The organism is Streptomyces sp. NPDC091972, from assembly GCF_044756385.1.
Classification (GTDB): Bacteria; Actinomycetota; Actinomycetes; order Streptomycetales; family Streptomycetaceae; genus Streptomyces.
Map to the genome: position 1 here is coordinate 123,978 of NZ_JBIVSV010000002.1, position 24,977 is coordinate 148,954.

Here is a 24,977-nt window from a genome sequence, read left to right on the forward strand (position 1 = left end):
CAGGGCGTCAGGCCGCTCTCTCCACCACGTCCGCCACCACGCAGCTGACGTTGTCCGGGCCGCCCGCGGTGTTCGCGGCGTCGACCAGGGCGTGCACGGCCGTGTCCGGGGTGGGGGCGGCGGTGAGCAGGTCGCGGACGGCCGGGTCGGGGACGACGGCGCAGAGGCCGTCGGAGCACAGCAGGTAGCGGTCGCCGGGCTCCGCGTCCCGCAGTCCCAGGTCCGGGGTGCCGGTCGTGAGGGCCTTGAGGAGCAGGGCCCGCTGGGGGTGGGTGACCGCCTCCTCCGCGGTCAGCCGGCCCTCGTCGACCAGTGACTGGACCACCGTGTGGTCGTGGGTGACGCGGAAGAGCTCACCGCCGCGCAGGAGGTAGGCGCGCGAGTCGCCGACGTGGACGAGGGCGAGCCGGGAGCCGGTCCACAGCAGGGCGGTCAGGGTGGTGCCGTTCCCGTCGGCGCCCGCGGTCACGTCCCGCACCGCCCGGCTCGCGCCGTGCACGGCGTCCTCCAGCAGGTCGAGGACGTTCCCGGCCGGGAGTTCGGCGCTGTCGAGGAACCGCAGCGCGGCCACGGCCGCGTTGCTGGCGGGGCCGCCCGCGGGGCCGTAGCCGTCGGCGACCGCGAGGAGGCGGGCACCCGCGTAGGCGGTGTCCTGGTTGGCGGGGCGGACCCGGCCGGGGTCCGAGTGGGCGCAGTAGCGCAGTTCGAGCACGGGGGTGTCCTTCCTCGGTGCTGCCGTCAGCTCGTCGACGAGGAACGCGGCGAGGTCCCGCCGTACGGCCGTCTCCGCCTCGACCCGCGCCCAGTACGCGCGGATCTCTCCGGCGGCAGCGGCGGGCGGGAGCGCGCACACCGTGCGGATGCGGGCCAGCGGCATGCCCAGCCGTCGCAGCCACGCCACCAGCTGGGCCTGTTCGAGCTGGTCCGGGGTGTAGTAGCGGTAGCCCGTGGCCGCGTCGACGCGTGCCGGGCGCAGCAGCTCCAGCTCGTCGTAGAGCCGCAGTGCCTTCGGCGTCAGCCGGCACGCCCGTGCGAAGGCCCCGATCGTGAGCCACTCCATACGGCCTCCTCCGTTCCTCGCCCCGATGGTGGGGCTTCACCGAGGGGGAAGGTAAAGCGGTTGCCGCGGTTGCGTCCGGCGTGGTTAGCCTTCCGGTCGAGCTGTACGGGAGTCGATCCGTACGGGAAAGGAACCCGCCGTGCCCCGAGTCGCCCTCGTCACCTACGACCCCCGGCCCGAGCCCAGCAAGGACGCCGACCTGCCCGTCCTGACGGCCGCGCTCCGCGAGGCCGGGGCCGACGCCCGGGCCGTGTTCTGGGACGACGCCGACGTCGACTGGGCCGGCTACGACCTGGCCGTCATCCGGTCCACCTGGGACTACAGCTGGCGGGCCGCCGAGTTCGTGGCGTGGGCGGAGCGCTGCGCCAAGCTGACGCGGCTCGCCAATCCGGCGGAGGTCGTGCGCTGGAACACCGACAAGCGGTACCTCGGGGAGCTCGCGGAGGCGGGGGTCCCGGTCGTGCCGACCCGCTATCTCGCCCCCGGCGACCCGGCGGACCTGCCCGACGACCACGAGTACGTCGTCAAGCCCACGTCCGGGGCGGGCGCCCGGTACGCGGCGCGGTACACCCCGGAGCAGCACGAGCGTGCCGTACGGCATCTGGAGCGCATGCACGCCGAGGGGCTGACGGCGATGGTGCAGCCGTACATGCGGGGCATCGACGCGGGCGGTGAGCGGGCGTTGCAGTTCTTCGGCGGCCGGCTGCTGCACGCGAGCCGCAAGCGGGCCGTGCTCGCTCCCGGTACGTCCTTCGACGCGGAGAAGGTCGCCCACCCGGGCCTGGAGCCCTGGACCCCGACCGCGGCCGAACACGCCGTCGCCGAGCGCGCCCTGGCCGCCGTCCCGGACGCGCCGGAGCTGCTGTACGCGCGCGTGGACCTCGTCGACGGGGAGGACGGGCAGCCGCGGGTCATGGAACTGGAACTGGTCGAACCGAACCTCTTCCTGTTCCTGCACCCGCGGTCGCTGGGGCCGGTGGTGGAGGCGGTGCTGCGGGCCGCGCGGTAGCGCGGTCCCCGGTGCGGCTGGTGTGGTGTTGTCCCGGGCCTCGGAGCCTCCTCGCGAGAAACAGGTGAAGCGTGACCTCTCTCTTCCCGGCCCTCAGGGGCGCCTCGGCGGACCGGCCCGCCCTGCGGTTCGGCGACCGCTCACTCAGCTACGCGCGACTCGCCGCCGCGACCGGCACCCTGGCGGCCCGTCTCGCGCGGTACGACCGGGTGGCCGTGTGGGCGACGCCGGAACTGGAGACCGCGGTGGCCGTGGTGGCGGCGCTGGAGGCCGGAGTCGCGGCGGTGCCTCTCAACCCGAAGTCCGGCGGCAAGGAGCTGGGGCACATCCTGGACGACAGCGCCCCGGGCCTGCTGCTCGCCGCACCCGGTGCCGAACTCCCCTCGGCCGTGGGTGATGTGGAGCGCCTGGACATCGACGTGCACGGCACCGGCGGCCCCGCCCCCGAGAGCGCGGCACGGGACGGCGACCCCGCCCTCGTCGTCTACACCTCCGGCACCACGGGCCCCCCGAAGGGGGCGGTGCTCCCCCGCCGGGCCGTGGCCGGCACCCTGGACGCCCTCGCCGACGCCTGGCAGTGGACGTCACAGGACGTCCTCGTGCACGGCCTGCCCCTCTTCCACGTGCACGGTCTGGTGCTGGGGGTCCTCGGCCCGCTCCGCCGCGGCGGCTCGGTCCGTCACCTCGGCCGCTTCAGCACGGACGGGGTGGCCCGCGAGCTGAACGCCGGCGCGACCATGCTGTTCGGTGTCCCCACGATGTACCACCGGATCGCCGAAACCCTGTCGGAGGACCCGGAGTTGGTGAAGGCGCTGGCCGGGGCCCGGCTCCTCGTCTCCGGTTCGGCGGCGCTGCCCGTGCACGACCACGAGCGCATCGCGGCCGCGACCGGGCGCCGGGTCGTCGAGCGCTACGGCATGACGGAGACCCTCATGAACACCAGCGTGCGCGCGGACGGCGAGCCGCGCGCCGGGACGGTGGGCGTACCGCTGCCGGGCGTGGAGCTGCGGCTGGTGGAGGAGGACGGGTCGCCGATCACGTCGTACGACGGCGAGACGGTGGGCGAGATCCAGGTGCGCGGCCCCAACCTGTTCACCGAGTACCTCAACCGGCCGGAGGCGACGGCGGCCGCGTTCACGGCGGACGGCTGGTTCCGTACGGGGGACATGGCGGTCCGGGACCCCGACGGGTACGTCCGGATCGTCGGCCGGAAGGCCACCGACCTCATCAAGAGCGGGGGCTACAAGATCGGGGCGGGTGAGATCGAGAACGCGCTGCTGGAGCATCCGGGCGTACGGGAGGCGGCGGTGACCGGGGAGCCGGACCCGGACCTGGGCGAGCGGATCGTGGCCTGGATCGTCCCGGCGGACGCCCAATCCCCTCCGTCGCTGGAGGAGTTGGCCGACCACGTGGCCGGCCGCCTGGCCCCGCACAAGCGCCCGCGGGTCGTCCACCACCTCGACTCCCTGCCCCGCAACGACATGGGGAAGATCATGAAGCGGGCACTGCATGGCTGAGCGCCTGTCCGCACGCGAGACGGTCGCGCTGCTCACCGACGACTTCTCCGAGATCCCGTACCCCGAGCGGCGGTCGAGGCCCGACGGCCCGCTCGCCTGGCAGGGCTACGACGCCTCGCGCGCCCGGGCGGCCGAGCGCACCGGCGAGCAGGAGTCGGTCGTCTGCGGCACCGCGCACGTCGAGGGCGTGCGAGCCGTCCTGATCGCCTTCGAGTTCGGCTTCCTCGGCGGCTCGCTGGGCGAACGCACCGGCGACCGGCTGGAGGCGGCGTACCGGTACGCCCGGGAACACCGCCTCCCCGTCGTGCCGTTGGTGGCCACGGGCGGCAGCCGGATGCAGGAGGGCATGCTCGCCCTGTCCCAACTCCAGCGGGTGGCACGGGAGTCGGCCCTGACCCGGGCGGCGGGCCTGCCCCAGATCGCGGTCCTGCGCGACCCCACCACGGGCGGCGGCTGGGCCACCCTGGGCGCGGGGGCCGACGTGGTCCTCGCCCTGCCGGGGGCACAGGTCGGCTTCGCGGGCTCCCGGGTCCGTCCGCCGGACGCGGACCCGGCGGCGTACACGGCGGAGGCGCAGGTGGCGGCGGGCGCGGCGGACGCGGTCGTACGGCCGCACGAGCTGCGGAGGACGCTGGGGCGGTGGCTGCGGCTGCTGGCCCGGCCGTCGGGCGCACCCGGCGACGGCCCGTCCGCCGAATCAACACCCGAACCCGCCCCCGTCCCGGCCCCGCTCGGCACGACCGACCTGCCCGCCACCGGGTGGGACGCGGTCCGCCGGGCCCGTTCCCCCGAACGGCCGCGCGCGCATGCCTACCTGGACGCCTACTTCACCCACCGCCTCGCGGTGTCCGGCGACCGCTGCGGCGGCACCGACCCGGGCATGCTGTGCGGCTTCGGCGAGCACCGGGGCCGCACCATCGCCTACGCCGCCCAGACCGGCACGGCGACCCGCCCCGCCGGGTACCGCACCGCCACCCGTCTGATCCGCCTCGCGGACCGTCTCGGCATCCCGGTGCTCACGCTGGTGGACACCCCGGGCGCGGCCAACGACGCGGAGGCCGAGCGCGCGGGCGCGGGCGCGGCGATCGCCGACCTGTTCACCACGGTCGCCGCCGCCCGCACCCCGATCACCACCCTGCTCATCGGCGAGGGCGGCTCCGGGGGCGCCCTGGCCCTGGCGGCGCCGGGAAGCACGTACGCCACTGCGGACAGCTACTTCTCCGTGATCGCGCCGGAACTGGCGGCGGCGATCCTGAAGCGCGCGCCGGAGGAGGTGGAGGCGACGGCGGAGGACCTGCGGATCAGGCCGCAGGACCTGGCGGAGCTCGGGGTGGTCGCACGTCCCGGTGACGGGGACGGTCCCCGGCACCCCTGATCCGGCCTCATGCGGCCTTGTGCGGAGTTCACTCGGGGCTCCGGGACAAAACCCCCCATTCAGCCGCGCCCCGCCCGGCCCCCCAGGAAAGGCGGCCCCTCTCCCGCCCCCGCACGATGCCACTAAGCCCCGCCACCCGGCGCGGCCCCACGGTCTGTGTTCTCGGGAGGACCTGCCATGACCGCCAGTCTGGAGCAGCTGCGCCGCTGCCACTTCGCCGTCGACCTGGGCGCGGCGCGGACGCGGGTCTACGTGAAGGGGGCCGGGCTCGTCGTCGACCAGCCGTCGGCCGCCGCCGTGAACACCCGTACCGGCGCGCTGATCGCGGTCGGCGAGTTCGCCGAGAAGATGACGGGCCGCACCCCCGACTACATCCGCGTCGTCCGGCCCGTCTCCGGCGGCACCGTCGTCGACATCGAGATGGCCCAGCGCATGCTGCGCCATCTGCTCGGCGACAGGATCCGCCGCAACCTGCGCCGCAAGCCCCGGCTGCGGGCCGCCGCCTGCACCCCGCACGACGCCGACCCGCTGGCCCGCCGCGCCGCCATCGAGACCCTCGTCGGACTCGGGGCACGGCGCGTGGAGCTCGTGGACACCCTCATCGCCGCCGCCGTGGGCTGCGGACTGCCCGTCGAGCGGGCCGAGGCCACCATGATCATGGTGTGCGGGGCGGCCGCCACCCAGGTCGCCGTGCTCTCCCTCGGGTCGATCGTGACCGCCGAGCGCATCCCGGTCGGCGGCGAGGCCGTCGACCACGCGATCGTGCAGCACCTGCGTCACGAGCACGAGCTGATGCTGCCCAGCCAGTCCGTACGGCCGCTCCAGCTCGCCCTCTCCGGCAACGGCCTCACCCCGCAGGGCCCCGCCTCCACCGAGATCCACGGACGGGACGTCGCCACCGGCCTCGCCCGTTCCGTGCGGGTCGACACCGCCGCCGTGCGGGACGCGATCGAGACCCCGCTGACCGCCGTGCTCGACGGCATTGGCCGGGTGCTGCGCAACTGCCCGCCCGACCTCGTGGCCGACCTCGCCGACCGCGGGATCATGATGGTCGGCGGCTCCGCCCTGCTCCCCGGGCTCGACCAGATGCTGCGGCAGGCCACCGGGATGCCGGTGCACATCGCCGAACGGCCCGACGTGTGCGCCGTACAGGGACTGGGGCACATGCTGGAGGGCAAGATCGAGCCGCTGTCACTGAACCCGCTGGCCACCTGAGGGACAGCTCGTCTCGCCGGGGGCGGCGGCGGTGAGGCCCGCGTCAGACCATCTCGGGCACCCGGGCCCCTCCCTCGGGGTGGAACCGCTCCAGCCGCCGCGGCGGCACGATGCTCGGCAGCAGCATCTCCCACATGAGGGTGGTCTCCTCGGTCAGGTCGGCCCGCCCGCTGAGGACCTGGGAGCTGAGCTGCAGTCCGGTCCAGGAGCCGACGATCAGCCGGGCCACCCGTCCGGGGTCGAGGTCGGCCTTGACGTCCCCGCGCTGCTGGGCCCGGACGAGGCACTCCCGGAAGAGCTCGATCCACCGGGTGTACGGCTCGCTGACCGGGCCCGCCTTGGAGCTCCGGTCGACGACCAGCCGGATGCCCGCCCGCACCCGGACGTCCTCGACCAGTCGCCGGGCCATGGCGTGCACGATGTCGATGACGGTCTGCATCCCCGGTCTCCCCGGGTCCGTGACCGACTCCAGGGCGGAGAGCTGCTCGTCGACGAGGGCCTGGGCCAGCTCCTCCTTGGAGCCGAAGTGGAAGTAGAGCGCGCCCTTCGTCACCCCGGCCTCCTTGAGGATGTCCCCGAGCGACGTCCCGTGGTACCCCTCGGCCTCGAAGGCGCGGGCCGCTCCGTCGAGGATGGCCGACCGGGTGGCCTCCGCGCGTTCCTGCCTGACCATGCGCCCACCCCTGACCGTGTCACGACGAGCCCTCGCGATCAGTCTGCCTTCCCGATCAACGAAGAAACCAACCGACTGGTACTTTTCCCGGCCCCTCAGGGAAACACCGCGCCGGCCACGGGGGTTCGGACGGCGGTCAGGACCGGGTGGAGGGTCGTCGGCGCGCCCGCCGGGCGGGGAGGGGGTCGCACGCTCCGACTCCCGGCACCGCGAGCCGTGAACCACGCGCGGTCGGGCGCGGTCGGGCCGGGCGGCCACCGTCCGGCGAGACCGGTGTGAGCGGGTGCGCCCCTGTGTGCTCCCCGCCGACGGGCGCTACGGTGGAGTATCCGACGGCTGTGGGAGGCTCTCTCGTGACGAGCGGAACCGCGACGACCCGACAGGCCGGAACCTCCTCCTCCGTGACCGCACCGGCTCTCACCTCCGTCACCCGGATCGGCGTGACGGGACACCGCAGCATCCCGGGCCCGGTCCTGCCGGGCGTGCGGGCGGAGATGCGCAGACAGCTCGGCGGCGCCCTGGAGGCCCTCTCCTGTCTCGCGGCCGGCGCCGACCAGCTCTTCGCGGACATCGCCCTGGACAGCGGCGTTCCGGTGACGGCGGTGATCCCGGGCATGGACTACGAGGCCCACCTCGACGACGACGCGGCCCGCGCCGGGTACCGCAGGATCCTGGGCGCCTGCGCGAACCGGGTCGAGCTGCCGCCCGAACCGACGCACGAGGAGGCGTACTTCGCGGCGGGCCGCTGGATCGTCGACCACTGCGACCGCCTGGTCGCCGTGTGGGACGGGCGCCCGGCCCGGGGGCTCGGGGGCACCGCCGACGTCGTGGCCTACGCGCGCAGGACGCAGGTCCCGGTCACCGTTCTGTGGGAGCCGGACGTCCACCGCGAGCCGTGAGCGCCGACACCCGGGGCGATACGGAGGTCTGAGCCACCGTCACCGTGATGGCACAGCGGCATGAGCGACAGCCACCGGGTGGCACAGCGGCCTGAGCGACAATCACGTCGGCCGCTAGGCAGTCTGAACGACCGTCACCCTGGCGTCAGCCGGCCTGAGCTCCCGTCAACCGCCGAACCGACCGAGCCAGTCCGAGTGCTGCGGCGACACCAGCCGTTCCGCCTCCGCCACCGCGCGGGCCCACCGGTCCTCGGTCACCGTCGTGCTCATCTCCACCCGCAGGGTCTCCAGATCCTGCTCGACCAGCGAATGGGCGTAGGTCAGCGGCCGGTGCCTGCGCACCTCCTGCCAGGCCACGCCGGCCGCCGCGGACGCGCTGAACACCCCGGTCAGGTCCCAGCCGCCGAGCATCCCGGCCGCCCGGAGCACGGCGGCGAGCAGGGCCAGCAGGGTCAGCACGGCGGTCACCGACGACCACCGCACGGAGGCGCGGTGGGCCTGCGCGGCACGCCGCCGGTACCAGGCGTGCTGCTCCAGTAATCGCTCACGCAGATAGACGTCCCGCCGCACCGGGAAGGGCTTCGCCCGCATCTGCCGCATCACCGGCGTGATCTGGCCCTCGCCGCGGGTGTGGACGCCGTTCCTGGAGTCCTCCCAGCCCACCTTGCGCATCTCCCGGAGCCGCTCCTCGACCCGTTCCGCGAACAGCGCGTCCGCGTTGGCCACTCGGGAGTGGAAGACACCGCCGTGCACCATGTACTGCCACGCCAGGGACTTGAGCATCTCGGCGACGGCACGATGGGCCTGCCAGCGTGCGCGGGCCCGCCGACGCGTGGTGCGCAGACCGATGCCGATGGTCAGGGCGTACAGCAGCGCGGCCAGGAACGCGGGGACGTGACTGTCCAGGCGTTCGGCCAGCATGGCCGAGGTGGTAGCTGCCAGCAGGACGATCAACTGGGCGCGGACGGCACGGAAGGATTCACTCTGATGGGTGATCGCGAGTTGATCGTTAACGCGGAAGAGCGGGGGGAGGTCGTCGTCGTTCCATGTGACACCCGGCCCCGGAACACCGACCCTCATGGCCCACCCCCGACAACAGGCTCGCTGGGACATCCGAGTATGGGCGCGTACGCGCCCCCTAGCCATGCTCCGGAGCCCTTCGGCTGGGGTATCGTCCGCCTAAAACCGGGTTGTCTCTGTCTCATGGTTCGATTTCCGACACCGGGCCTCAGGTCTTTTGGGCCGGGGACACGCCGGTCCCCACGGAAGGAGACATCAGACAGATGAAGGCTCAGACGGTCACGGAACGCGCGACGGCCGCCGGTTCCGCTCCCCACGGTCAGCACACCCCGCTGGGTGCGATCGGCTCCACCGCCACGACGAAGGCCGCTGACCGGGTCACGGGTGGTCCGGGAAGGCGTCCGACGACGTTCGACTCGGCGCTGTAGGACGGACGTCCGGCCGCGACCGCGCGCGCCGTCCACGACGACGTGCGCGGTCGGTGCGCCGGACACGCCCGGATGCCACAACACACCTGTGCGGTATCCCAATTGGCCGATAGTTGGCGTGCGGGGGTGACGCGGCGCGGTAGCGTGTGCTAAGTGACCGTTTCCACGGGGGACCACCCACTTCAGCAACTCGTCCTGAAGATCCACAGTCGGTGCGATCTGGCGTGCGACCACTGCTATGTGTACGAGCACGCGGACAAGAGCTGGAAGACCCGCCCGATCGTGATCGGCGAGGACACGGTCCGTCGGACGGCGGCCCGGTTCGCCGCGTACGCGCGCGACCACGGTCTCTCCTCCGTGACCGTCATCCTGCACGGCGGCGAGCCCCTGCTGGCCGGTCCCGCCCGACTCCGCTCCATCTGCGCCGAGTTCAGCTCCGCTCTCGAAGGCGTCGCCGAGCTGGAGCTGAAGATCCACACCAACGGCATGCAGCTCAGCCGCCGCCACCTGGACGTCTTCCGGGAGTACGGCGTCCTGGTGAGCGTCTCGCTGGACGGCGACCGGGCCGCCAACGACCGGCACCGGCTCGACCGCAGGTACCGGAGCAGCTACCAGCGCGTGCTGCGCGCGATCGACCTGCTGCGCACCGAGGAGTACCGGCACCTGTTCGGCGGACTGCTCTGCACGGTGGACGTGGCGAACGACCCCGTCGTCGTGCACGACACCCTGTCGGCCCTCGCGCCGCCCCGCATCGACTACCTGCTGCCGCACTCCACCTGGGACACCCCGCCGCCGCGCGGTACCTCCGGGTCGGCGACGCCGTACGCCGACTGGCTGCTCGCCGTGTTCGACCGCTGGACGGAGCAGGGGCGCAAGGTACGGGTGCGGACCTTCGACTCGGTGCTCAGCACCCTGCGCGGCGGGCCCAGCCTGACCGAGGCCATGGGACTGGCCCCCTCGGACCTGGCCGTCGTGGAGACGGACGGCTCCTTCGAGCAGGTGGACTCGCTCAAGACGGCCTACGACGGCGCGCCCGCCACGGGATACCACGTCGACCACCACACGTTCGAGCAAGTGGCCCGGCATCCCGGCGTCCAGGCCCGGCAGCGCGGTCTGCTCGGGCTCTCGGAGACCTGCCGTGCGTGCCCGGTGGTGGAGTCCTGCGGCGGCGGCCTCTACGCCCACCGCTACAGCAGCGAACGCGAGTTCGACAACCCGTCGGTGTTCTGCGCCGATCTCCGCGCTCTCGTCGACGGGATCGCCGAGCGGATCACCGACCGCTCCCTCTCGCCCGCCGTCCTCGACCCCGAGGCCCTGCGGTTCGCCCGGCAGGAGCTGGACCGCACCCTCCTCGCCTACGCCAACGAGCGGCTGGCCGGGCACCCCGACTGGGACGCGACCTGGCTGGCCCTGCTCAGGCTGGACGCGGACCGGACCGGCGCGGAACACCTCAACCGGGTGCTGTCCCACCCCTACCTGCGGGCCGCCCTGCGGCACGCCGAGGCCGCCCACGTCACCGCGGCCCGCTTCGCCCGGGTCGCCGTGGCGGCGGCCGTCCACGCGCACGCCCCGCTGCGGCTCGCCTGGGAACAGCCGGACCGGGAGCTGCACCTGCCGACCCTCGGCACCCTGACCCTGCCCGCGCCGGGGCGGGTGGCGGCCGAGGTGAGCACACGGGGTCTCGACGTCCGTACCGAGGACGGGACGCGTCTCACCGTCGGCGACCAACCCAACGACACCTGGAGGCCGTTGACGGTGCTGAAGGTGGCCGCCGCCGAGCCGCTGCTCATCGACGACGCGGACCCGCGCCGTGCGGTCTACCCGGCTCCCGTCACCGGCCCGCTGGACCCGGACGAACTGGCCGCGTTCCGCGAGCGGTTGCGGACGGCCTACGAGCTGAGGGCGGAGCAGGACCCCGGGGCGGACGACGACCGCAACGCCCTGCGCGTGGACGCCGTCACCCCGCTCGTCGCCGGGGCCGGGGTGCGGCTCGCCGTCGACGGCCTGGGCGGGCTCGGGGTCGCCGTCGACTTCGAACCAGACGCGTTCGTACGGGAGTTGCCGCGGCTCGGGCGCCGGGCCCGGCTGGCCGCCCTGCGCGCGACGACCGATCTGCACGTGCCGGGCAACCAGGCGGGTCGACTGCTCACAGAGGCGGTCGAGGGACTGGGTGACGTGGCCTACTGGGGCCAGGAAACCCCGGAGGGCCGCCGGTCCCTGGCCCGGGCCGGCCGCGCCCTGGCCGCGCTGGGCGAACTGCCCGACCGCGATCTCACCGAGAGCGGCGAGGTGCTGGCCGCGGAACTGCGCGCGGAGTGGACGACGATCGCGGGGCAACCGTGACGGAGACGGTCACCCAGGGGGGCGCGCCCCCCTCGGCCGACGAGCCGCCCCGCCAACCCGCCGACCGCTGCGGCGGATCGCCAACCGATGCGAGCGCCGGCCACCCAGGCCCGTCAGCGCCCCGCCTGGAGACCAGCCGCCCCGGCACCCGTCCTTCCGCACCCGACACCGGGCACCCCGGCTCACGGTCTGCCGGCCGGCACCTCGGGCGTCCGGGCTCCTCTCCCGCCGATCCGACCAGTGGCCGCCAACTGGACGCCCTCCTGGCCGAGTTACCGATCCGCCCCGACGCCCCTCTCATGGTCCACGCCTCCCTGAGCGGCACCGGCCTCTCCCCCACCCGGGTCCGGGACGCGCTGCTCGACGCGCTCGGTCCGCGCGGCACCCTCGTCGTACCCGCCTTCACGCCCGAGAACTCGGACAGCTCCCGCGCCCACCGGGCCCTCGTCGCGCACCTGAGCGCCGCGGAGGCCGCGGAGTTCCGCGCGTCGATGCTCCCCTTCGAGCCGGACGCCACGCCCTGCCCGTCGATGGGCGCGCTGGCCGAGTGCGTACGGACCACTCCGGGAGCCGTGCGCAGCGCCCACCCGCAGACCTCGCTGGCCGCGCTCGGCGCCAGGGCGGGCGAGTTGCTCGCCGGGCACGACCCGCACTGCCACCTCGGCGAGCGTTCACCCCTCGCCAAGCTGTACGACGCGGATGCCCAAGTGCTGTTGCTACGAGTGGGGTTCGAGGTGTGCAGCGCCTTCCACCTCGCCGAGTACCGCATGACCCCGCGACCGCCCCTGCGGCAGTACCGCTGCGTTCTGGGCGACAAGGGGAACTGGGTCACCTACGAGGATCTGACCTTGGACGACGGTGACTTCGCGGAGGCCGGCGCGCGGCTTCCGGATGAACTCCTCACGCGGCGGAAATGGTCCGGAAGACCGGTCACGCTGTTCGGAATGCGGGCCGCCGTCGACGACGTACGCGATCAACTGTCCAGATCTCGTCTCCGGAATGACGTGAAATAAGCGATCCGTCAGGCCTTCCGGTCGGGCACATTGTTCTTCCGGTTCCAGGTGGCTCCGGCTACGGGGTCACCGACGCGCAGGGGGGCGTGTTGGACACACCTGACGGGGAGTGGGGGCAGGCCCCGGCCGAGGGGCAGCCCTATTTCTTCCTCAGCTACGCCCACACCCCGCCGTGGGGATCGGGCGGCGGCGACCCCGACCACTGGGTGCACCAGCTCTACCGCGACCTGTGCAACCACATCATGGCCCTGACCGACCTGCCCGCCGGGGCCGAAGTCGGCTTCATAGACCGGGAGATGGGCTCCGGGGTCGGCTGGCCGCGCAAGCTCAGCGAGAACCTCGCCCGCTGCCGCGTCTTCGTGCCGCTGCTGTCACCGCGCTACTTCACCAGCGAGATGTGCGGCCGGGAGCTGTACGCGTTCAACGAGCGCCTCCTGCACGCCAAGGCCGCCGGCGGACGCGAGGTGTCCGCGATCGTCCCGGCCCTGTGGACGCGCGTCGACTTCCAGCAACTGCCCGACTCCATACGCCACATCCACCTGGACCGCACGACCTTCGGCGACCGTTACGCCACCAACGGCTTCTACGGGCTCATCAAGCTCAGCCGGCTGCGCGACGAGTACGAGGAGACCGTCCTCACCCTCGCCCAGCGCATCGTCCAGGTCGCCGAGGAGTCACCGCTGCCACCCGGCCGGCTGCGCGACTACGAGTCCACCCCGAGCGCGTTCCGGCCGCGCGGCGAGGAACCCCGGCACATCCACCTGACGGTGGCCGCGCCCACCCTCGACAGCGTGCCCGAGGACCGGGACCCGCGCCCGTACGGCGAGGACCCGCTGGACTGGAACCCGTACCACTCCGAGTCGACCCGCCCGCTGCCCGCCCTGGCGGAGGAGCTGATCCGCTCGCTGGACTACCGGCCCACGGTCTCCTCCTTCGACGACGAGGACACCGAGGGCCCGCTCTCCGCCGGCGAGGAGGGCGGCAAGACGGGCCGCCCGCGCATCCTGCTCGTCGACCGGTGGACGCTGACGGACGAGGAACGACGGCGCAGGCTCAAGGCGTTCGACGCGCAGGCCCAGCCGTGGGTGAGCGCGGTCGTCCCCTGGAACCGCGCCGACCTCCAGTGCCACAGCGACGAGGGGCAGCGCCTGACCATGGAGTTCGAGCGCACCCTGCCCCTGCTGCTGGAACGCGGCAGGCGCACCGACTGCCGTACCGCGGTCAACGGGGTCCCCACCCTCAAGGCGTTCACCGACGTGCTGCCCGCCGTCGTGGCGCACACCACCCGGCAGTACCTGAAACACGCGGAGGCCCATCCGCCGCCGGGTCCGCACGTGCCCAGGCCCCGTCTGCTGGGCCCCATCCGGCCGCCGTACCCCGAAGGCGGACCCGACCACGGAGGAGAAGCATGACGGGCCCGCGCGACGGACGAGTGATCACGTTCTATTCGTACAAAGGCGGCACGGGACGCACCATGGCGCTGGCCAACACCGCCTGGATCCTGGCCGCCAACGGCAAACGGGTGCTCGCCGTCGACTGGGACCTGGAGGCGCCGGGCCTGCACCGCTTCTTCCACCCGTTCCTCGACCCCAAGGCGCTGTCCGCGACCCCGGGCGTCATCAACATCATCCAGGACTACGCCTGGGCCGCGACCACCGGGACCCAGCGCCCCGACGACTGGCACCTGTCCTACGCCCAGGTCGAGCAGCACGCCGTCTCCATCCGCCCCGAACGCTTCGACCTGCACTTCCCCGAGGGCGGCTCCCTGGACTTCCTGTCCGCGGGCCGCCAGGACCGGGCCTACTCGGCGGCGGTCACCTCGTTCGAGTGGGACAACTTCTACGAACGCCTCGGCGGCGGCACCTTCCTCAGGGCCCTGCGGGCCAGCATGAAGGCGACGTACGACTACGTCCTGATCGACAGCCGCACCGGCCTGTCGGACAACGCCGACATCTGCACCATGGAGATGCCGGACGTCCTGGTGGACTGCTTCACGCTGAGCGACCAGGCGCTGGAGGGCGCCGCGGTCGTCGCCCGCAGTGTCGAGGAGGGCTACCGGCCGCGCCGGATACGGGTGCTGCCGGTGCCGATGCGCATCGACGAGGGCGAGAAGGAGAAGGTCGACGCGGGCCGCGCGCTGGCCCGGATGCGGTTCGAGGGGCTGCCCAAGGGAGCGGACGGCCGGCCGCTGAGCCAGGAGGAGCTCAGCGCCTACTGGGGCAACGTCGAGATCCCGTACCGCCCCTACTACGCTTACGAGGAGACGCTCGCCACCGTCGGGGACGAGAGCGGCATCGCCAACTCGCTGCTGTCCGCGTTCGAGCGGCTCACCGCCGTCATCTCCGACCGCGAGGTCACCTCGCTGCCGCAGATCCCCGAACCGGTCCGGCTGCGCTGCCGGGACGCCTACCTCAGGCGCCGGCCGCTGACCAGTGTGGCCGACGTCGTGGTCGCGTACGCGGCGGAGAAGCGGATGTGGGCCGACTGGGTCGAGTACCTGCTGAAGCGGGCGGGCTGCGAGGTCACCCTGCACGAGATCTCCACCGGCCCGGTCGAGCCGGCGGAGAGCACCGCCCACACCGTGGTGCTGCTGTCGAAGACCTTCCAGGAGTCCCGGTACGCCGACTCCGTGTGGCGGGCCATCGGTGAGCGGCCTGCGGACGGCGCGCGGGGCTCGGTGGTGCCGCTGCGCGTCGAGGAGGTCCCGCTCCCGGAACCTTGCACCGACCTGCACCGGCTCGACGAGACGGAGTGCGTGGCCGCGCTCCAGCGTGCCCTGGAACTGCCGTTGCAGCAGGCGGAGAGCAGCCCGACGGCCCCCCGCTTCCCCGGCATCACCCCGGGCATCTGGAACGCGCCCCAGCGCAACACGACCTTCACCGGCCGGGCCCCGATCATGGACCGGATCCGCACCCAGCTCGGCGAGCTGTCCGGGCCGCCGCAGCCGCAGGCGCTGTTCGGGCTGGGCGGGGTGGGCAAGACCCAGCTGGCCATCGAGTACGTGCACCGGTTCATGGCCGACTACGACCTGGTGTGGTGGATGTCCGCCGAGCACGTCGACGACGTGGTCGCCTCGCTCGCCGAACTCGCCCCGCTGATAGGCGCCACGGGCACCGAGGAGGACATGACGAAGGCCAGCCAGGAAGCCGTGCAGCGGCTGTCCCGGGGCCTGCCGACCAAACGCTGGATCCTGGTCTTCGACAACGCCGGCGACCCCGCGGAGCTGGCCCGCTACTTCCCCACCGGGGACGGCGGCCACATCCTCGTCACCTCCCGCAACCAGGCCTGGTCGCAGCACGGCGCCTCCCAGCAGATCGACGTCTTCGAGCGCAAGGAGAGCATCGAGCACCTGACCCGGCGCACCGAGGGCGGACTGACGGCCGAGGACGCCGACCGGGTGGCGGAGGCCGTCGGCGACCTGCCGCTGGCGGTCGAGCAGGCGGCGGCCTGGCTGGCCGAGACCGCCACCCCGATCGAGGACTACCTGCGGCAACTGGCCCGGCAGACCACCGAGGTCCTGGACCTCAACCAGCCGCCCGACTACCCGCGCACCGTCGCGGCGACCTGGAACGTCTCCATCGAGCAGCTGGAGAAACGCTCACCGGCGGCGGTACGGCTGCTCCAGCTGTGCGCCTTCCTCGCCCCCGAGCCGATCTCCCAGCAGTTGCTGTACAGCAAGGAGATGATCACGGCACTCAAGCCGTACGACCCCTCCCTCCAGGAGAGTCTGCTGCTCGGCCGGGTCATCCGGGAGATCGGCCGGTTCGCGCTCGCCAAGGTCGACCAGAAGACCAACAGCCTCCAGGTGCACCGGCTGGTGCAGGCCGTGATCCGCTCCCAGATGCCCGAGGAGAAGCAGCGGGAGGCCCGGCACGTCGTGCACACCGTCCTGGCGGGCGCCCGGCCCGACGGCGACGAACCCATCGACGACCCGACCACCTGGCCCCGCTTCGCCGTCATCTGGCCGCACCTGGCCGCCTCCGACGCCCGCAACTGCCGTGAGGCCGACACCCGCCGGCTGCTCATCGACCGGGTCCGCTACCAGTGGAAGCGCGGTGACTTCCTCGCCGCGCGGCGCCTCGCGGAGGACCTGCTCCAGCACTGGAGGCCGGTGCTCGGGGAGGACGACGTCTACTACCTCTACCTGCGCTTCCACCTCGCCAACGTGCTGCGCTCGCAAGGGCGTTACGTGGAGGCCCGGGAGATAGGGGAGGACCTGCTGGAGCGGCAGCGCCGGGAACTGGGCGAGCAGCACCCGCACACGTACGCCACCATGTCCGCGCTCTCCAGCGACCTGGCCGCCCTCGGCGAGTACACCAAGGCCGTCGAGCTGGCCAAGGAGGCGCACACCGGCTTCAGCGAGATCTTCCACGAGTCGCACCGGCGCACCCTCAGCGCGGCCAACAACCTCGCCCTCGCGCTGCGGATGGTGGGCAACTACGGCGAGGCCCGCGGCATCGACCAGGACACCCTCGACCGGCGCATGGCCGTCCTCGGTCCCGACCACCCGTACACGCTGGCCTCGGCCGAACGCCTCGGCCGGGACCTGCGGGAGGTCGGCCGGTACGCGGAGTCCGTGTCGATCCTGTCGCGCACGTACGCGGCCCACAAACGGATCCTGACCGTGGAGTTCCCCGGCACGCTGCGCTGCGCCAAGTCCCTGGCGGTGTCGCTGCGCCGCAACGGGCAGCTGGAGGACGCCCGGCGGCTGACCGAGGCGACCCGCAAGCGGTACAAGGACCAGTACGCGGCCCCGACCCCCGACTCGCTGGCCTGCGAACTGAACCTGGCGGCCGACCTGTTCGCGGCCGACGAACGGGACCGGGCCCGCGAGGTGGCCAGGGACGTGCTCGCCGAGTACATGAAGGTGCCGGGCGAGGCCCACCCGTACACCCAGGCGGCCCTGAACAACCTGGGGATCTTCCACTGGGGCTGCGGGGACCTGGACGAGGCGGAGGCGGTGTTCCTGAAGGTGCTGCCCCGCATGGCGGAGGTGCTGGGCGAGCACCATCCGCACGCCGTGTTCTGCAGCGTGAACTACGCCAACGTCCTCTACGACCAGGGCCGTTACGAGGAGGCGCGGGAACGGGACGAGGCCGCGCTGCCGGTGCTGCGCGGGACCCTCGGCGGCCACCACCCCGAGACGCTCGCCGTGGTCACCAACCTGGGGCTCACCGTGCGCGCCCTGGGCCGGGAGAGCGAGGCCCGGGCCCTGCGGGAGGAGGCGATGGCGGAACTGCGCCTGCTGCTCGGCGAGGACAACGGCATCACCCTCCTGGCCGGCCGGGAACGGCGGATCTACCGGGATCTGGAGCCCCTGTCGGTGTGAGCGGGGGCTGGGCGGCGCCGCCCGTCGGGGTGCCCGCACGGGCAGACGCGGACACTCCGCCTCGTAGTGAATCCGCACGCCCGCCCGTCAGTTCGCGCGGGCGTCGGTGAGCAGCCAGTCCAGTACGGCGGGCAGGGCGCGCAGCGCGGCGAAGTGGGCCGAGGTGGGTTCCAGGACGGCCGTGGCGCGGGGGATGCGGTCGGCGAGCCACGAGGCGTGCGAGGCCGGGGAGAACACGTCGTCCTTGCCGTGCCACAGCAGCACCGGCACCTTGATCCGGGCCGGGTCGAAACCCCAGGAGGCGGTGAGGGCGAGCGCGTCGTCGATCCAGCCGTACGGTGAAGTACGCAGCGCCTCGCGGTAGTTGCGCAGCAGCATCGAGCGGATGGTGTTGTCCGAGACGATCAGCCGGTCGTCGGCGGTGAGGTCCTCGCGCAGTTCCTCCAGCAGCCGCGCCGGGTTGCTGCGGATGGCGGCGGAGCGCGGGATGATCCCGGCGGCGAACCGCTCGGGGTCGGAGGCGGCCGTGCTCAGGGCGGCGACGTTGGACGGCGCCATTCCGGCGTACCAGTCCAGGCCCTCGGCGTCGCGCGGCGCCCAGCCCACCATCGCCGCCGCCCTGGTGACCCGGTCGGGCAGCAGCGCGGCGCAGGCCAGGGCGTGCGGGGCGCCGGCGGACCGGCCGGCCACCGCGAACCGGTCCAGTCCGAGGGCGTCGGCGACTTCGGCGACGTCCTGGGCCACGTCCGCCACCCGGCGGCGCGGCATCCGGTCCGAACCGCCGTACCCGGGGCGGTCGTAGCTGATGAGGCGGGCGCCGCGCTGGTGGAGGAACATCGAGCGGGGTTTGGGTCCCACCCGGCTGCCCGGCATGCCGTGCAGGAGGAACACGGGGCGTCCGTGCGGATCCCCCGAGACCTCCACCCGTAACCGTCGTCCGTCCGCCGTGCGCACATGGTCGGGCACCGCCGCGCTCCCCCCCACACCCGAGGCCTTGACCGGGCCACGCTGCCCGAACCTTGCCCACGCGGGCGTACGGCGAAACGAATGCGCAGGTCAAAGGGGGACCGGGGCGGGGCGGACCGGCGCAGTTCGGCCATCGCGGCGAGGTCCGCCCGGGCCTCGGGAACCGGCGGCCGGGGCGCGCGGCCCTCAGAGGGCGAACCAGCAGCGGACCGTCGTGCCGTCCGGCCCGGTGTGCACCCGTACGAGGTCGGCGACGAGGTTGACCATCAGCAGGCCGCGGCCGCCCAGCTGGTCCCGGGCCGGCGGGCGGCGGCCGGCCAGCGGGTCCGCGAGGTGCCCCCGGTCGCGGACCTCGCACACCACGTACCCGTCCTCGGCCCACACCCGCAGCAGCCCCGAACCGCCGCCGTGCACCACGCTGTTGGTGGTCAGCTCGGCGACGGCCAGCGCCAGGTCGTCGAGCCGGGACCGCACGAGCCCGAACCGCTCGGCCGCGTCGGACGCAAAGTGCCGGACGTCGCCGAGCACATCGGCGAAGAAGGCGTGGGCGACCGCGTCCGCTGCCGGGGGCAGCGGGGCGTTGCAGCGGGCGTGCACGCCCTCGGCGTCGTACCGTCGGCTTGGCTCCTCGCGTCCGGAACCGGCGTCGACGACCACGGGGTGGGTGGCGTAGGCGTCGTCGACGGCCTGCGGGTCGAGGCGTCCGGTGTCGTAGGGGCACAGGACGGTGACGGCGCGGCCCCGGAAGGCGGTGTTGATCAGCGCCTCGTGCTGGACGCAGGCGGGGTACTCGACGGGCGAGCGGCCGGCCCAGACCGGTTCGCCGACGATCCGCACCCGGGTGTCCGGCGGCTGGGCGTCGGCGAAGGCGCGCAGCACCCCCGGGATGATCCGGCCGGGGTTGCGTCCGGCCTCCCGCATGTCGAGGAAGCGCACGGCCTTCTCGGCGCCGAGCTCCGCCTTCAGCAGCCGCAGGTTCTCGGTGGGCACGGCCACGGCCACCGGTTCGCCGGCCGCGAGCGCCTTGTGCACGAACGGCACCACTCCGGCGAGGTACTCCCGCTCGTCGCGGTAGAAGAGCGCGGGATGCACGAACGGATCCGTGGTCCCGGCGGCGGCGATGTTCACGGCGTCACCGCCTGTCCGCGCGCCGGAGGGCGGCGATGTGCCGCCCGGTACCGGATCCTCACTGCGACTCCCCACTGCCGACCCGACTCAGGCCCTTCCGATACGTCTCCCTTTTTGGAACGTCTCCTGTCGCCACTTGGACCAGACCGCGTCTACCCCCGGAGTGCGCCCGTCACGCCCCGGCGGCCCTGGTGTACTCCCCCACGGGCCGGGCAGGCGCATCCCAGCACCGGCGGATCCGCACAGCCATGCCCGGAGCGGGATCCGGCGGCTATCGGTGACTCAACGTCGTGACGACTGTGGGGAGCAGCGAGGCGGACATGAGGTCAGCGACGCACACATCACTCGCGGGGCGGCTGAACACCCTGACCGTCGACGGCGGCGTGGACGGGGACGGGGCCGTGCTCCGGCCCCGCGGCGATCTGGTGCACGGCTGTGCGGACACCCTGGCCAGGAGTCTGGCCCGACTGCCGGACGGCGTCCACCGGGTGGACCTGGACATGTCCGGCGTGGCCTTCATGGACACGGCGGGACTGCAGTTCCTGGAGGTCCTCGACACCTGGGCCCGCCGCCGTCGCGCACGGGTGTCGGCGACCGGCTGGACCGAACAGCCGCGCCGGGTCCTGGAGACGGCCGGTCTGGATCCCGACGATCCGCTGCACGGCCCCGGGACGCGCCGGGAGACCGTGCCCTCCGTCGTGGTCCTGGAGCGCACCCAGCAGCTCGACAAGCTGCGCACGGAGGTCGAGCAGCTCCGGCGGGCGATCGCCAGCCGCCCGGTCATCGACCAGGCGCGCGGGGTCCTGATGGCCACCCACGCCTGCTCCCCTGACCAGGCGTGGGACGTGCTGCGGGAGGCCTCCCAGCTCTCCAACACCAAGCTGCGCACGGTCGCCGCGGTGGTCGCGGCCGGTGCCGGGGGCGGTGGCCCGGTGCCGTCGCCCGAGCTGCGCCGGGCGCTGCGGACGGCGATCGACCGCTGTCTGAACTGACCGGCGGCCGGGCGGACCCGGGTCAGTACGGCAGCAGCCGCCCCGACGGGGTCCTGCGGTCGATCTCGGGCGGCCGGGTGTCACGGGAGGACGAGGGCCGGCGGCTCACGCGAACGCGGATCTGGCGGTTCATGGCGCCCTCCTCGGGCCTTGGCTGCTGTTCCCCGACACGGACCAGCCTCGTCCCCGAGTCCCGCCCGCACATCGTGCCCATGGAGGCACCTGTCCTGCCTCCCCGGGACGACCGCACCACCTCCCGCTACTCCCGGGGGAGGAGAACTACCCCCGAGAACGCCCGATCAAGCCTTGGCCGGCAGGACGCGCAGGAACACCGCCCCGCGCGCGAGGCGCACACTGGAGGGACGCGGCCGCCGGAAGCCGGTCCCCCGCGCTCCCGTGGGCGGGTTCGCGGGGGCCGGGCACACGCATCGTCAGGAGGGGCCATGCGCACAGGCACAGCTCCGGACGCGCCCGCGCCCCGAGCCGCACGGTGGCTCGCGGCCGTACCGTCCTTCCTGCGCCCCCTGGTGCGCCCCCGCCCCCGCCCCCGTCACCGCCGCCCGGTCCCCGTCCGCCCGTCGCGGCCGGACCAACTGCGGGCGCTCCTCGCGGTGCTGGACGAGGCCGTGGCCGCGCAGGGGCCGGCCGACGAGGCGGTGGCCGCGTGCGGCGAGCCCGGCCCGGTGCCGCGCGGGACGGCACGGGACTGCGGGTTGCAGAGCATCGGACTGCACCGGCTGCGCGCCCGGTTGCAGGACCTCGGGACCACCGACCCGGACCTGCTGGCGGCGCAGGCCCGCGCGGCCCGGCTGCTCGCCTACGACCTGTGGATGCTGCGTGCCTCGATGAACCTGGCCTTCGCCGACCGTCCCGTCGCCCGCACCGAGGCGGCCCGGCTGGGCCTCAACGGTCTGGGCCGCCCCGCGGACGACCTGCGCCGGCTGCGCGACACCCTGCGCGCGGAGCTGCCCGAGGGGTGAGCCCGGTCGGCCGACGTCCGCACGGCCCGGGCGACGGGATCCGGCGGCGGCTGATCCCCGGGAGTCACCTGCCGGGGTCGAGCCGGTGGGCGAGGTCCTGCGCGGTGTCGCGGGTGAGGTCGCCGTAGAAGGGTCCGACGATCTCGAGGCGGCCGCCGGTGACCGCGGCGCTCACGTAGGGGGTGCCCCAGAGCTTGCCGTCGACGACGATGGCGAACCCGTTGCGCGGGACCGGAGCCGTCGCGAGCGAGCCGGTGAGGGCGGCGAAGCTCTTCCGGTCGGCCTCGTCGAGGCTCACCTCGACCAGCCAGGTGCCGTCGGTGTCGCTCTTCACGGCCTTGGCGGAGGCGACCTCCACGCCGGTCATGCCCGTGGTCCGGTCGACCCGGACGCAGTACGTGGGATGGTCGGCGCTCGCGTGCACGGTCCAGCCGCCGCTGCCGGGGGCGCACGGCCTCTGGTCGGCGGAGGTGACCGGCAGCAGGGAGACCAGGGCCGCCTTCCCGGTGCCGTCCCCGCCCCCGGGCAGCACCTGTGCGGGGGAGGACGTCCCGTCCGCGACGGCCGCCCAGGCGGTGGCGACCGCGGCCGCGGCGACGAGGCCGATCCCGGCGCGGGCCAGCCGCTGTCGCCGCCGGGCGATCCGCAACGCGTCGTCGGCCAGACCGGCCAGACGGGCACCGGCGTCGCCGCCGCTCTCCCGGACGTGGGCGTGCAGGGCGTCGTGCAGCGGGTGTGCGGTCGAGTCGTTCATGCGACGCCCCTTCCGGAGACGGTGGAGGAGGCGCCCGACGGTCCCGCCCCGGCCAGAGCGGTGCGGAGGGAGGCGAGGGCCTTGTGGGTCTGGCTGCGGACGGTCCCCTGGGCGACACCCAGGATCGCGGCGATCTCGGCGTCCGGCCGGTCCTCGAAGTAGCGCAGCACGATCACCGCCCGCTGGCGCTTGGGCAGCCGCCGCAGCGCTGCCATGATGTCCTGCCGCTGGGCCACGGTGTCGGCCCAGTCGGCGGCCTGCGCGGACGGCCGGTCCGGCAGGGTGTCGGTGACCGTCTCCCGTCCCCAGCTGAGCAGGCGGAAGCGGTCCACCTGGGCGTGGTAGAGCGCCCGGCGCACATAGATCTCCGGCTGCTCCCGGTCGCGCAGCCTCGACCAGCGCCGGGCGGTGGCGGCGAGCGCGGTCTGGAGCAGGTCCCGGCCCTGCTCCCAGTCCCCGGTCAGCAGGTAGGCCGTGTGCAGCAGCGATCTCGACCGCGCCGCCACGAACTCGCGGAACTGGCGTTCCTCGTCGGCGTTCAATGCGCCCTCCCTCGTTCCCCCGTAAAGACGGGTGGGGAGGGCGGTTCGACTGCCCTGCCGGCCGGACTTTCTCTCGGGCGGGCCGCCGCTCCGGCCCTTCCACGGCCGCGGGGCCACGACGCGGGCGTCGGACGCCTGCGCCGTGGCCCCGGGCCCGCTCGGGAGGGCCGGCGGCCGGTTCAGAGGATGCGGTACGGTCCCCAGCCGGTGCCCGCCTGGTAGCGGATGCCGAGGGTGTCCATGCCGGTCTTCCCGGTGCCGGGGTAGACCCACAGCGTGTTGTCGGAGGCCTGACGGGACAGCACGTCGGTGCGCCCGTCACCGTTGTAGTCCCCGGTGCGCAGGGCGTTCTGGGTCTGCCAGCTCCGGCCGACCTGATAGCGGGCACCGAAGGCGCCGCTCACCCGTCCGGTGCCGGGGTAGACCCACAGCGTGCCGTCGGACGCCTGACGGGACAGCACGTCGGGGCGCCCGTCGTTGTCGAGGTCGCCGGTGGTGATGAAGTCCATGCTCTTCCACCCGGTGCCGACCTGGTAGCGGGTGCCGAGGGTCTCCATGCCGGTCTTCCCGGTGCCCGGGTAGACCCACAGCGTGCCGTCGGAAGCCTGCCGGGTCAGTACGTCGGTGAGCCCGTCGGTGTTGAAGTCCCCGGTGCGGGTGACGTCCTGGGTCTGCCAGCTCCGGCCGACCTGGTAGCGGGTGGCGAAGGTCTCCATGCCGGTCTTCCCGGTGCCCGGGTAGACCCACAGCGTGCCGTCCGAGGCCTGGCGGGACAGGAGGTCGCCGAGGCCGTCGTTGTTGAGGTCCCCGACGGTGACGGCGTTCTGGCTGCCCCAACCGGTACCGGCCTGGAAGCGGGTGCCGAAGGTGCTGCCCGTCGCGTTCCCGGTGCCGGGGTAGACCCACAGGATGCCGTCGTCCTTGATGGCCACGAGGTCGGCCTTGCCGTCGCCGGTGACGTCGTCGGGGTCGCGGGAGAGGGCGTGGGAGACCCAGGCGCCGATGTCGTCGACGCGGGTGTCGACGGCGCCTGTGCGGGTCTCGGTGGGGTCGATGCCGAGGCATCCGCCCTGCCAGGAACGGGAGTTGACGGCGACGAGTTCGGTGGTGCCGTTGACGGTGCGCAGGGCGGGGCCGCCGGCGTCGCCCTTGCAGACGGTCGCGGTGTCGGAGCCGTTCAGGTCCACCGTCGTGGCCGCGGTGGCGGCGACAGTGAAGGTGCCGGTGTGCAGCTTGTCGGGCACCCACTCGGTCTTCGTGCGTCCGAACCCGGCCTTCACCAGCTCCTCGCCCGCGGCGGCGGGCGTCGTCGCCAGCCGGACGGGCGTGATGCCGGGGTCGGTGATCTTCGCGGCGAGCTTGACGAGCACCAGGTCCCGGTCGGCGTGGGGCACGAGCCGGATGGCCGGCAGGACGCTGCCGCCGGTCTGGCTCAGGTCGGTGCGGCCGACGGTGACGGTGGTGGCGACGGCGGGCTTACCCTCGGCGGGTCTGCCGTCCGTGGTGAAGCAGCTGGCCGCGGTCAGGACCCACTGCGGGTCGACGAGGGTGCCGGTGCAGGCGCTCTGCTCACCGACGTTGATCTTCGCCACGTAGGTCAACTGCGCCGGGGCGTCGGTGCCGTTGAGCGCGGTGGCGGTGGGTGAGCCCAGCGCGAAGGGGGCCGCGACCAGCGCGGCGGCCGACACGGTGAGACGGAGGCTTCTGGAGAGGTACGTCAACGTGGGTTCCTAG

20 protein-coding genes are annotated in these 24,977 nt (G+C 73.5%); 12 read left to right on the top strand and 8 right to left on the bottom strand.

Translation table 11 applies throughout. The features are described 5' to 3' along the window. Positions 1 to 7 precede the first annotated feature (7 nt). Complete coding sequence (locus ACIQJT_RS05880) at positions 8 to 1,060, bottom strand: MerR family transcriptional regulator (protein ID WP_402640228.1); 1,053 nt, start codon at positions 1,058 to 1,060, stop codon at positions 8 to 10. A 139-nt stretch (positions 1,061 to 1,199) separates the two neighbouring features. Here ACIQJT_RS05880 and ACIQJT_RS05885 point away from each other — a divergent pair, with 139 nt between their 5' ends. From ACIQJT_RS05885 to ACIQJT_RS05900, 4 genes are all read left to right on the top strand, one after another. After that, positions 1,200 to 2,069 carry a RimK family alpha-L-glutamate ligase gene (locus tag ACIQJT_RS05885; protein ID WP_402640230.1) on the top strand — a complete coding sequence of 290 codons (870 nt, stop codon included), beginning with the start codon at positions 1,200 to 1,202 and terminating at the stop codon, positions 2,067 to 2,069. Positions 2,070 to 2,140: 71 nt separating this feature from the next. Next, positions 2,141 to 3,586 (top strand): acyl-CoA synthetase, encoded by a 1,446-nt coding sequence (locus tag ACIQJT_RS05890; RefSeq protein WP_402640232.1) that lies wholly within the window; start codon positions 2,141 to 2,143, stop codon positions 3,584 to 3,586. Continuing rightward, on the top strand, positions 3,579 to 4,961 hold the full coding sequence (locus ACIQJT_RS05895; protein ID WP_402640234.1) for a carboxyl transferase domain-containing protein: 1,383 nt from the start codon (positions 3,579 to 3,581) through the stop codon (positions 4,959 to 4,961). Before ACIQJT_RS05890 ends, ACIQJT_RS05895 begins: the two co-directional genes overlap by 8 nt. A gap of 177 nt (positions 4,962 to 5,138) precedes the next feature. After that, positions 5,139 to 6,176 (top strand): rod shape-determining protein, encoded by a 1,038-nt coding sequence (locus ACIQJT_RS05900; RefSeq protein ID WP_365450722.1) that lies wholly within the window; start codon positions 5,139 to 5,141, stop codon positions 6,174 to 6,176. Between the two features lie 43 nt (positions 6,177 to 6,219). Here ACIQJT_RS05900 and ACIQJT_RS05905 read toward each other — a convergent pair whose 3' ends face one another. Next, positions 6,220 to 6,849, bottom strand: a complete 630-nt coding sequence (locus ACIQJT_RS05905) for a ScbR family autoregulator-binding transcription factor (RefSeq protein WP_365450720.1) — start codon at positions 6,847 to 6,849, stop codon at positions 6,220 to 6,222. Positions 6,850 to 7,250: 401 nt separating this feature from the next. Between ACIQJT_RS05905 and ACIQJT_RS05910 the strand changes: the two genes are divergently transcribed. Then, complete coding sequence (locus tag ACIQJT_RS05910) at positions 7,251 to 7,748, top strand: hypothetical protein (protein WP_402640237.1); 498 nt, start codon at positions 7,251 to 7,253, stop codon at positions 7,746 to 7,748. Between the two features lie 165 nt (positions 7,749 to 7,913). Here ACIQJT_RS05910 and ACIQJT_RS05915 read toward each other — a convergent pair whose 3' ends face one another. Further along, positions 7,914 to 8,828 (bottom strand): DUF4231 domain-containing protein, encoded by a 915-nt coding sequence (locus ACIQJT_RS05915; RefSeq protein ID WP_402640239.1) that lies wholly within the window; start codon positions 8,826 to 8,828, stop codon positions 7,914 to 7,916. Positions 8,829 to 9,031: 203 nt separating this feature from the next. Between ACIQJT_RS05915 and ACIQJT_RS05920 the strand changes: the two genes are divergently transcribed. From ACIQJT_RS05920 to fxsT, 5 genes are all read left to right on the top strand, one after another. Then, the gene (locus ACIQJT_RS05920) at positions 9,032 to 9,196 is read left to right on the top strand and encodes a hypothetical protein (protein WP_159044409.1); all 165 of its coding nucleotides are present in this window, start codon (positions 9,032 to 9,034) and stop codon (positions 9,194 to 9,196) included. A gap of 153 nt (positions 9,197 to 9,349) precedes the next feature. Then, the gene (gene fxsBH, locus ACIQJT_RS05925) at positions 9,350 to 11,539 is read left to right on the top strand and encodes a radical SAM/SPASM protein FxsBH, inactivated beta-hydroxylase extension form (protein ID WP_402640242.1); all 2,190 of its coding nucleotides are present in this window, start codon (positions 9,350 to 9,352) and stop codon (positions 11,537 to 11,539) included. A 299-nt stretch (positions 11,540 to 11,838) separates the two neighbouring features. Next, positions 11,839 to 12,552 (top strand): AAC(3) family N-acetyltransferase, encoded by a 714-nt coding sequence (locus tag ACIQJT_RS05930; RefSeq protein ID WP_402640244.1) that lies wholly within the window; start codon positions 11,839 to 11,841, stop codon positions 12,550 to 12,552. Between the two features lie 86 nt (positions 12,553 to 12,638). Further along, entirely contained in the window at positions 12,639 to 13,964 is a 1,326-nt protein-coding gene (locus ACIQJT_RS05935; protein ID WP_402640246.1) for a TIR-like protein FxsC, read from the top strand. Continuing rightward, positions 13,961 to 17,881, top strand: coding sequence for an FxSxx-COOH system tetratricopeptide repeat protein (gene fxsT, locus ACIQJT_RS05940; RefSeq protein ID WP_402640248.1), 3,921 nt, complete (start codon positions 13,961 to 13,963; stop codon positions 17,879 to 17,881). Before ACIQJT_RS05935 ends, fxsT begins: the two co-directional genes overlap by 4 nt. A gap of 87 nt (positions 17,882 to 17,968) precedes the next feature. Here the strand turns inward: fxsT and ACIQJT_RS05945 are convergent, their stop codons facing one another. Both ACIQJT_RS05945 and ACIQJT_RS05950 read right to left on the bottom strand, forming a co-directional pair. Beyond that, the gene (locus ACIQJT_RS05945) at positions 17,969 to 18,847 is read right to left on the bottom strand and encodes an alpha/beta fold hydrolase (RefSeq protein WP_402640250.1); all 879 of its coding nucleotides are present in this window, start codon (positions 18,845 to 18,847) and stop codon (positions 17,969 to 17,971) included. A 186-nt stretch (positions 18,848 to 19,033) separates the two neighbouring features. After that, the gene (locus ACIQJT_RS05950) at positions 19,034 to 19,975 is read right to left on the bottom strand and encodes an anti-sigma factor RsbA family regulatory protein (protein ID WP_402640252.1); all 942 of its coding nucleotides are present in this window, start codon (positions 19,973 to 19,975) and stop codon (positions 19,034 to 19,036) included. 320 nt (positions 19,976 to 20,295) lie between these two features. Here ACIQJT_RS05950 and ACIQJT_RS05955 point away from each other — a divergent pair, with 320 nt between their 5' ends. Beyond that, the gene (locus tag ACIQJT_RS05955) at positions 20,296 to 20,967 is read left to right on the top strand and encodes an ANTAR domain-containing response regulator (RefSeq protein ID WP_402640254.1); all 672 of its coding nucleotides are present in this window, start codon (positions 20,296 to 20,298) and stop codon (positions 20,965 to 20,967) included. 443 nt (positions 20,968 to 21,410) lie between these two features. Next, complete coding sequence (locus ACIQJT_RS05960; protein ID WP_402640256.1) at positions 21,411 to 21,947, top strand: hypothetical protein; 537 nt, start codon at positions 21,411 to 21,413, stop codon at positions 21,945 to 21,947. A gap of 64 nt (positions 21,948 to 22,011) precedes the next feature. Here the strand turns inward: ACIQJT_RS05960 and ACIQJT_RS05965 are convergent, their stop codons facing one another. The 3 genes from ACIQJT_RS05965 to ACIQJT_RS05975 form a co-directional block, all read right to left on the bottom strand. Then, positions 22,012 to 22,701, bottom strand: a complete 690-nt coding sequence (locus ACIQJT_RS05965; RefSeq protein WP_402640258.1) for a SecDF P1 head subdomain-containing protein — start codon at positions 22,699 to 22,701, stop codon at positions 22,012 to 22,014. Next, positions 22,698 to 23,243 carry a SigE family RNA polymerase sigma factor gene (locus ACIQJT_RS05970; RefSeq protein WP_365450697.1) on the bottom strand — a complete coding sequence of 182 codons (546 nt, stop codon included), beginning with the start codon at positions 23,241 to 23,243 and terminating at the stop codon, positions 22,698 to 22,700. Before ACIQJT_RS05970 ends, ACIQJT_RS05965 begins: the two co-directional genes overlap by 4 nt. A 179-nt stretch (positions 23,244 to 23,422) precedes the next feature. Beyond that, entirely contained in the window at positions 23,423 to 24,964 is a 1,542-nt protein-coding gene (locus tag ACIQJT_RS05975; RefSeq protein ID WP_402640260.1) for an FG-GAP-like repeat-containing protein, read from the bottom strand. Between the last annotated feature and the right edge of the window lie 13 nt (positions 24,965 to 24,977).

Bases quoted from the DNA above. Each gene is read 5' to 3' on its own strand.
- ACIQJT_RS05880 (WP_402640228.1), bottom strand. From the start codon at position 1,060: ATGGAGTGGCTCACGATCGGGGCCTTCGCACGGGCGTGCCGGCTGACG.
- ACIQJT_RS05895 (WP_402640234.1), top strand. From the start codon at position 3,579: ATGGCTGAGCGCCTGTCCGCACGCGAGACGGTCGCGCTGCTCACCGAC.
- ACIQJT_RS05900 (WP_365450722.1), top strand. From the start codon at position 5,139: ATGACCGCCAGTCTGGAGCAGCTGCGCCGCTGCCACTTCGCCGTCGAC.
- ACIQJT_RS05905 (WP_365450720.1), bottom strand. From the start codon at position 6,849: ATGGTCAGGCAGGAACGCGCGGAGGCCACCCGGTCGGCCATCCTCGAC.
- ACIQJT_RS05915 (WP_402640239.1), bottom strand. From the start codon at position 8,828: ATGAGGGTCGGTGTTCCGGGGCCGGGTGTCACATGGAACGACGACGAC.
- ACIQJT_RS05920 (WP_159044409.1), top strand. From the start codon at position 9,032: ATGAAGGCTCAGACGGTCACGGAACGCGCGACGGCCGCCGGTTCCGCT.
- ACIQJT_RS05930 (WP_402640244.1), top strand. From the start codon at position 11,839: ATGGTCCACGCCTCCCTGAGCGGCACCGGCCTCTCCCCCACCCGGGTC.
- fxsT (WP_402640248.1), top strand. From the start codon at position 13,961: ATGACGGGCCCGCGCGACGGACGAGTGATCACGTTCTATTCGTACAAA.
- ACIQJT_RS05955 (WP_402640254.1), top strand. From the start codon at position 20,296: ATGAGGTCAGCGACGCACACATCACTCGCGGGGCGGCTGAACACCCTG.
- ACIQJT_RS05960 (WP_402640256.1), top strand. From the start codon at position 21,411: ATGCGCACAGGCACAGCTCCGGACGCGCCCGCGCCCCGAGCCGCACGG.
- ACIQJT_RS05965 (WP_402640258.1), bottom strand. From the start codon at position 22,701: ATGAACGACTCGACCGCACACCCGCTGCACGACGCCCTGCACGCCCAC.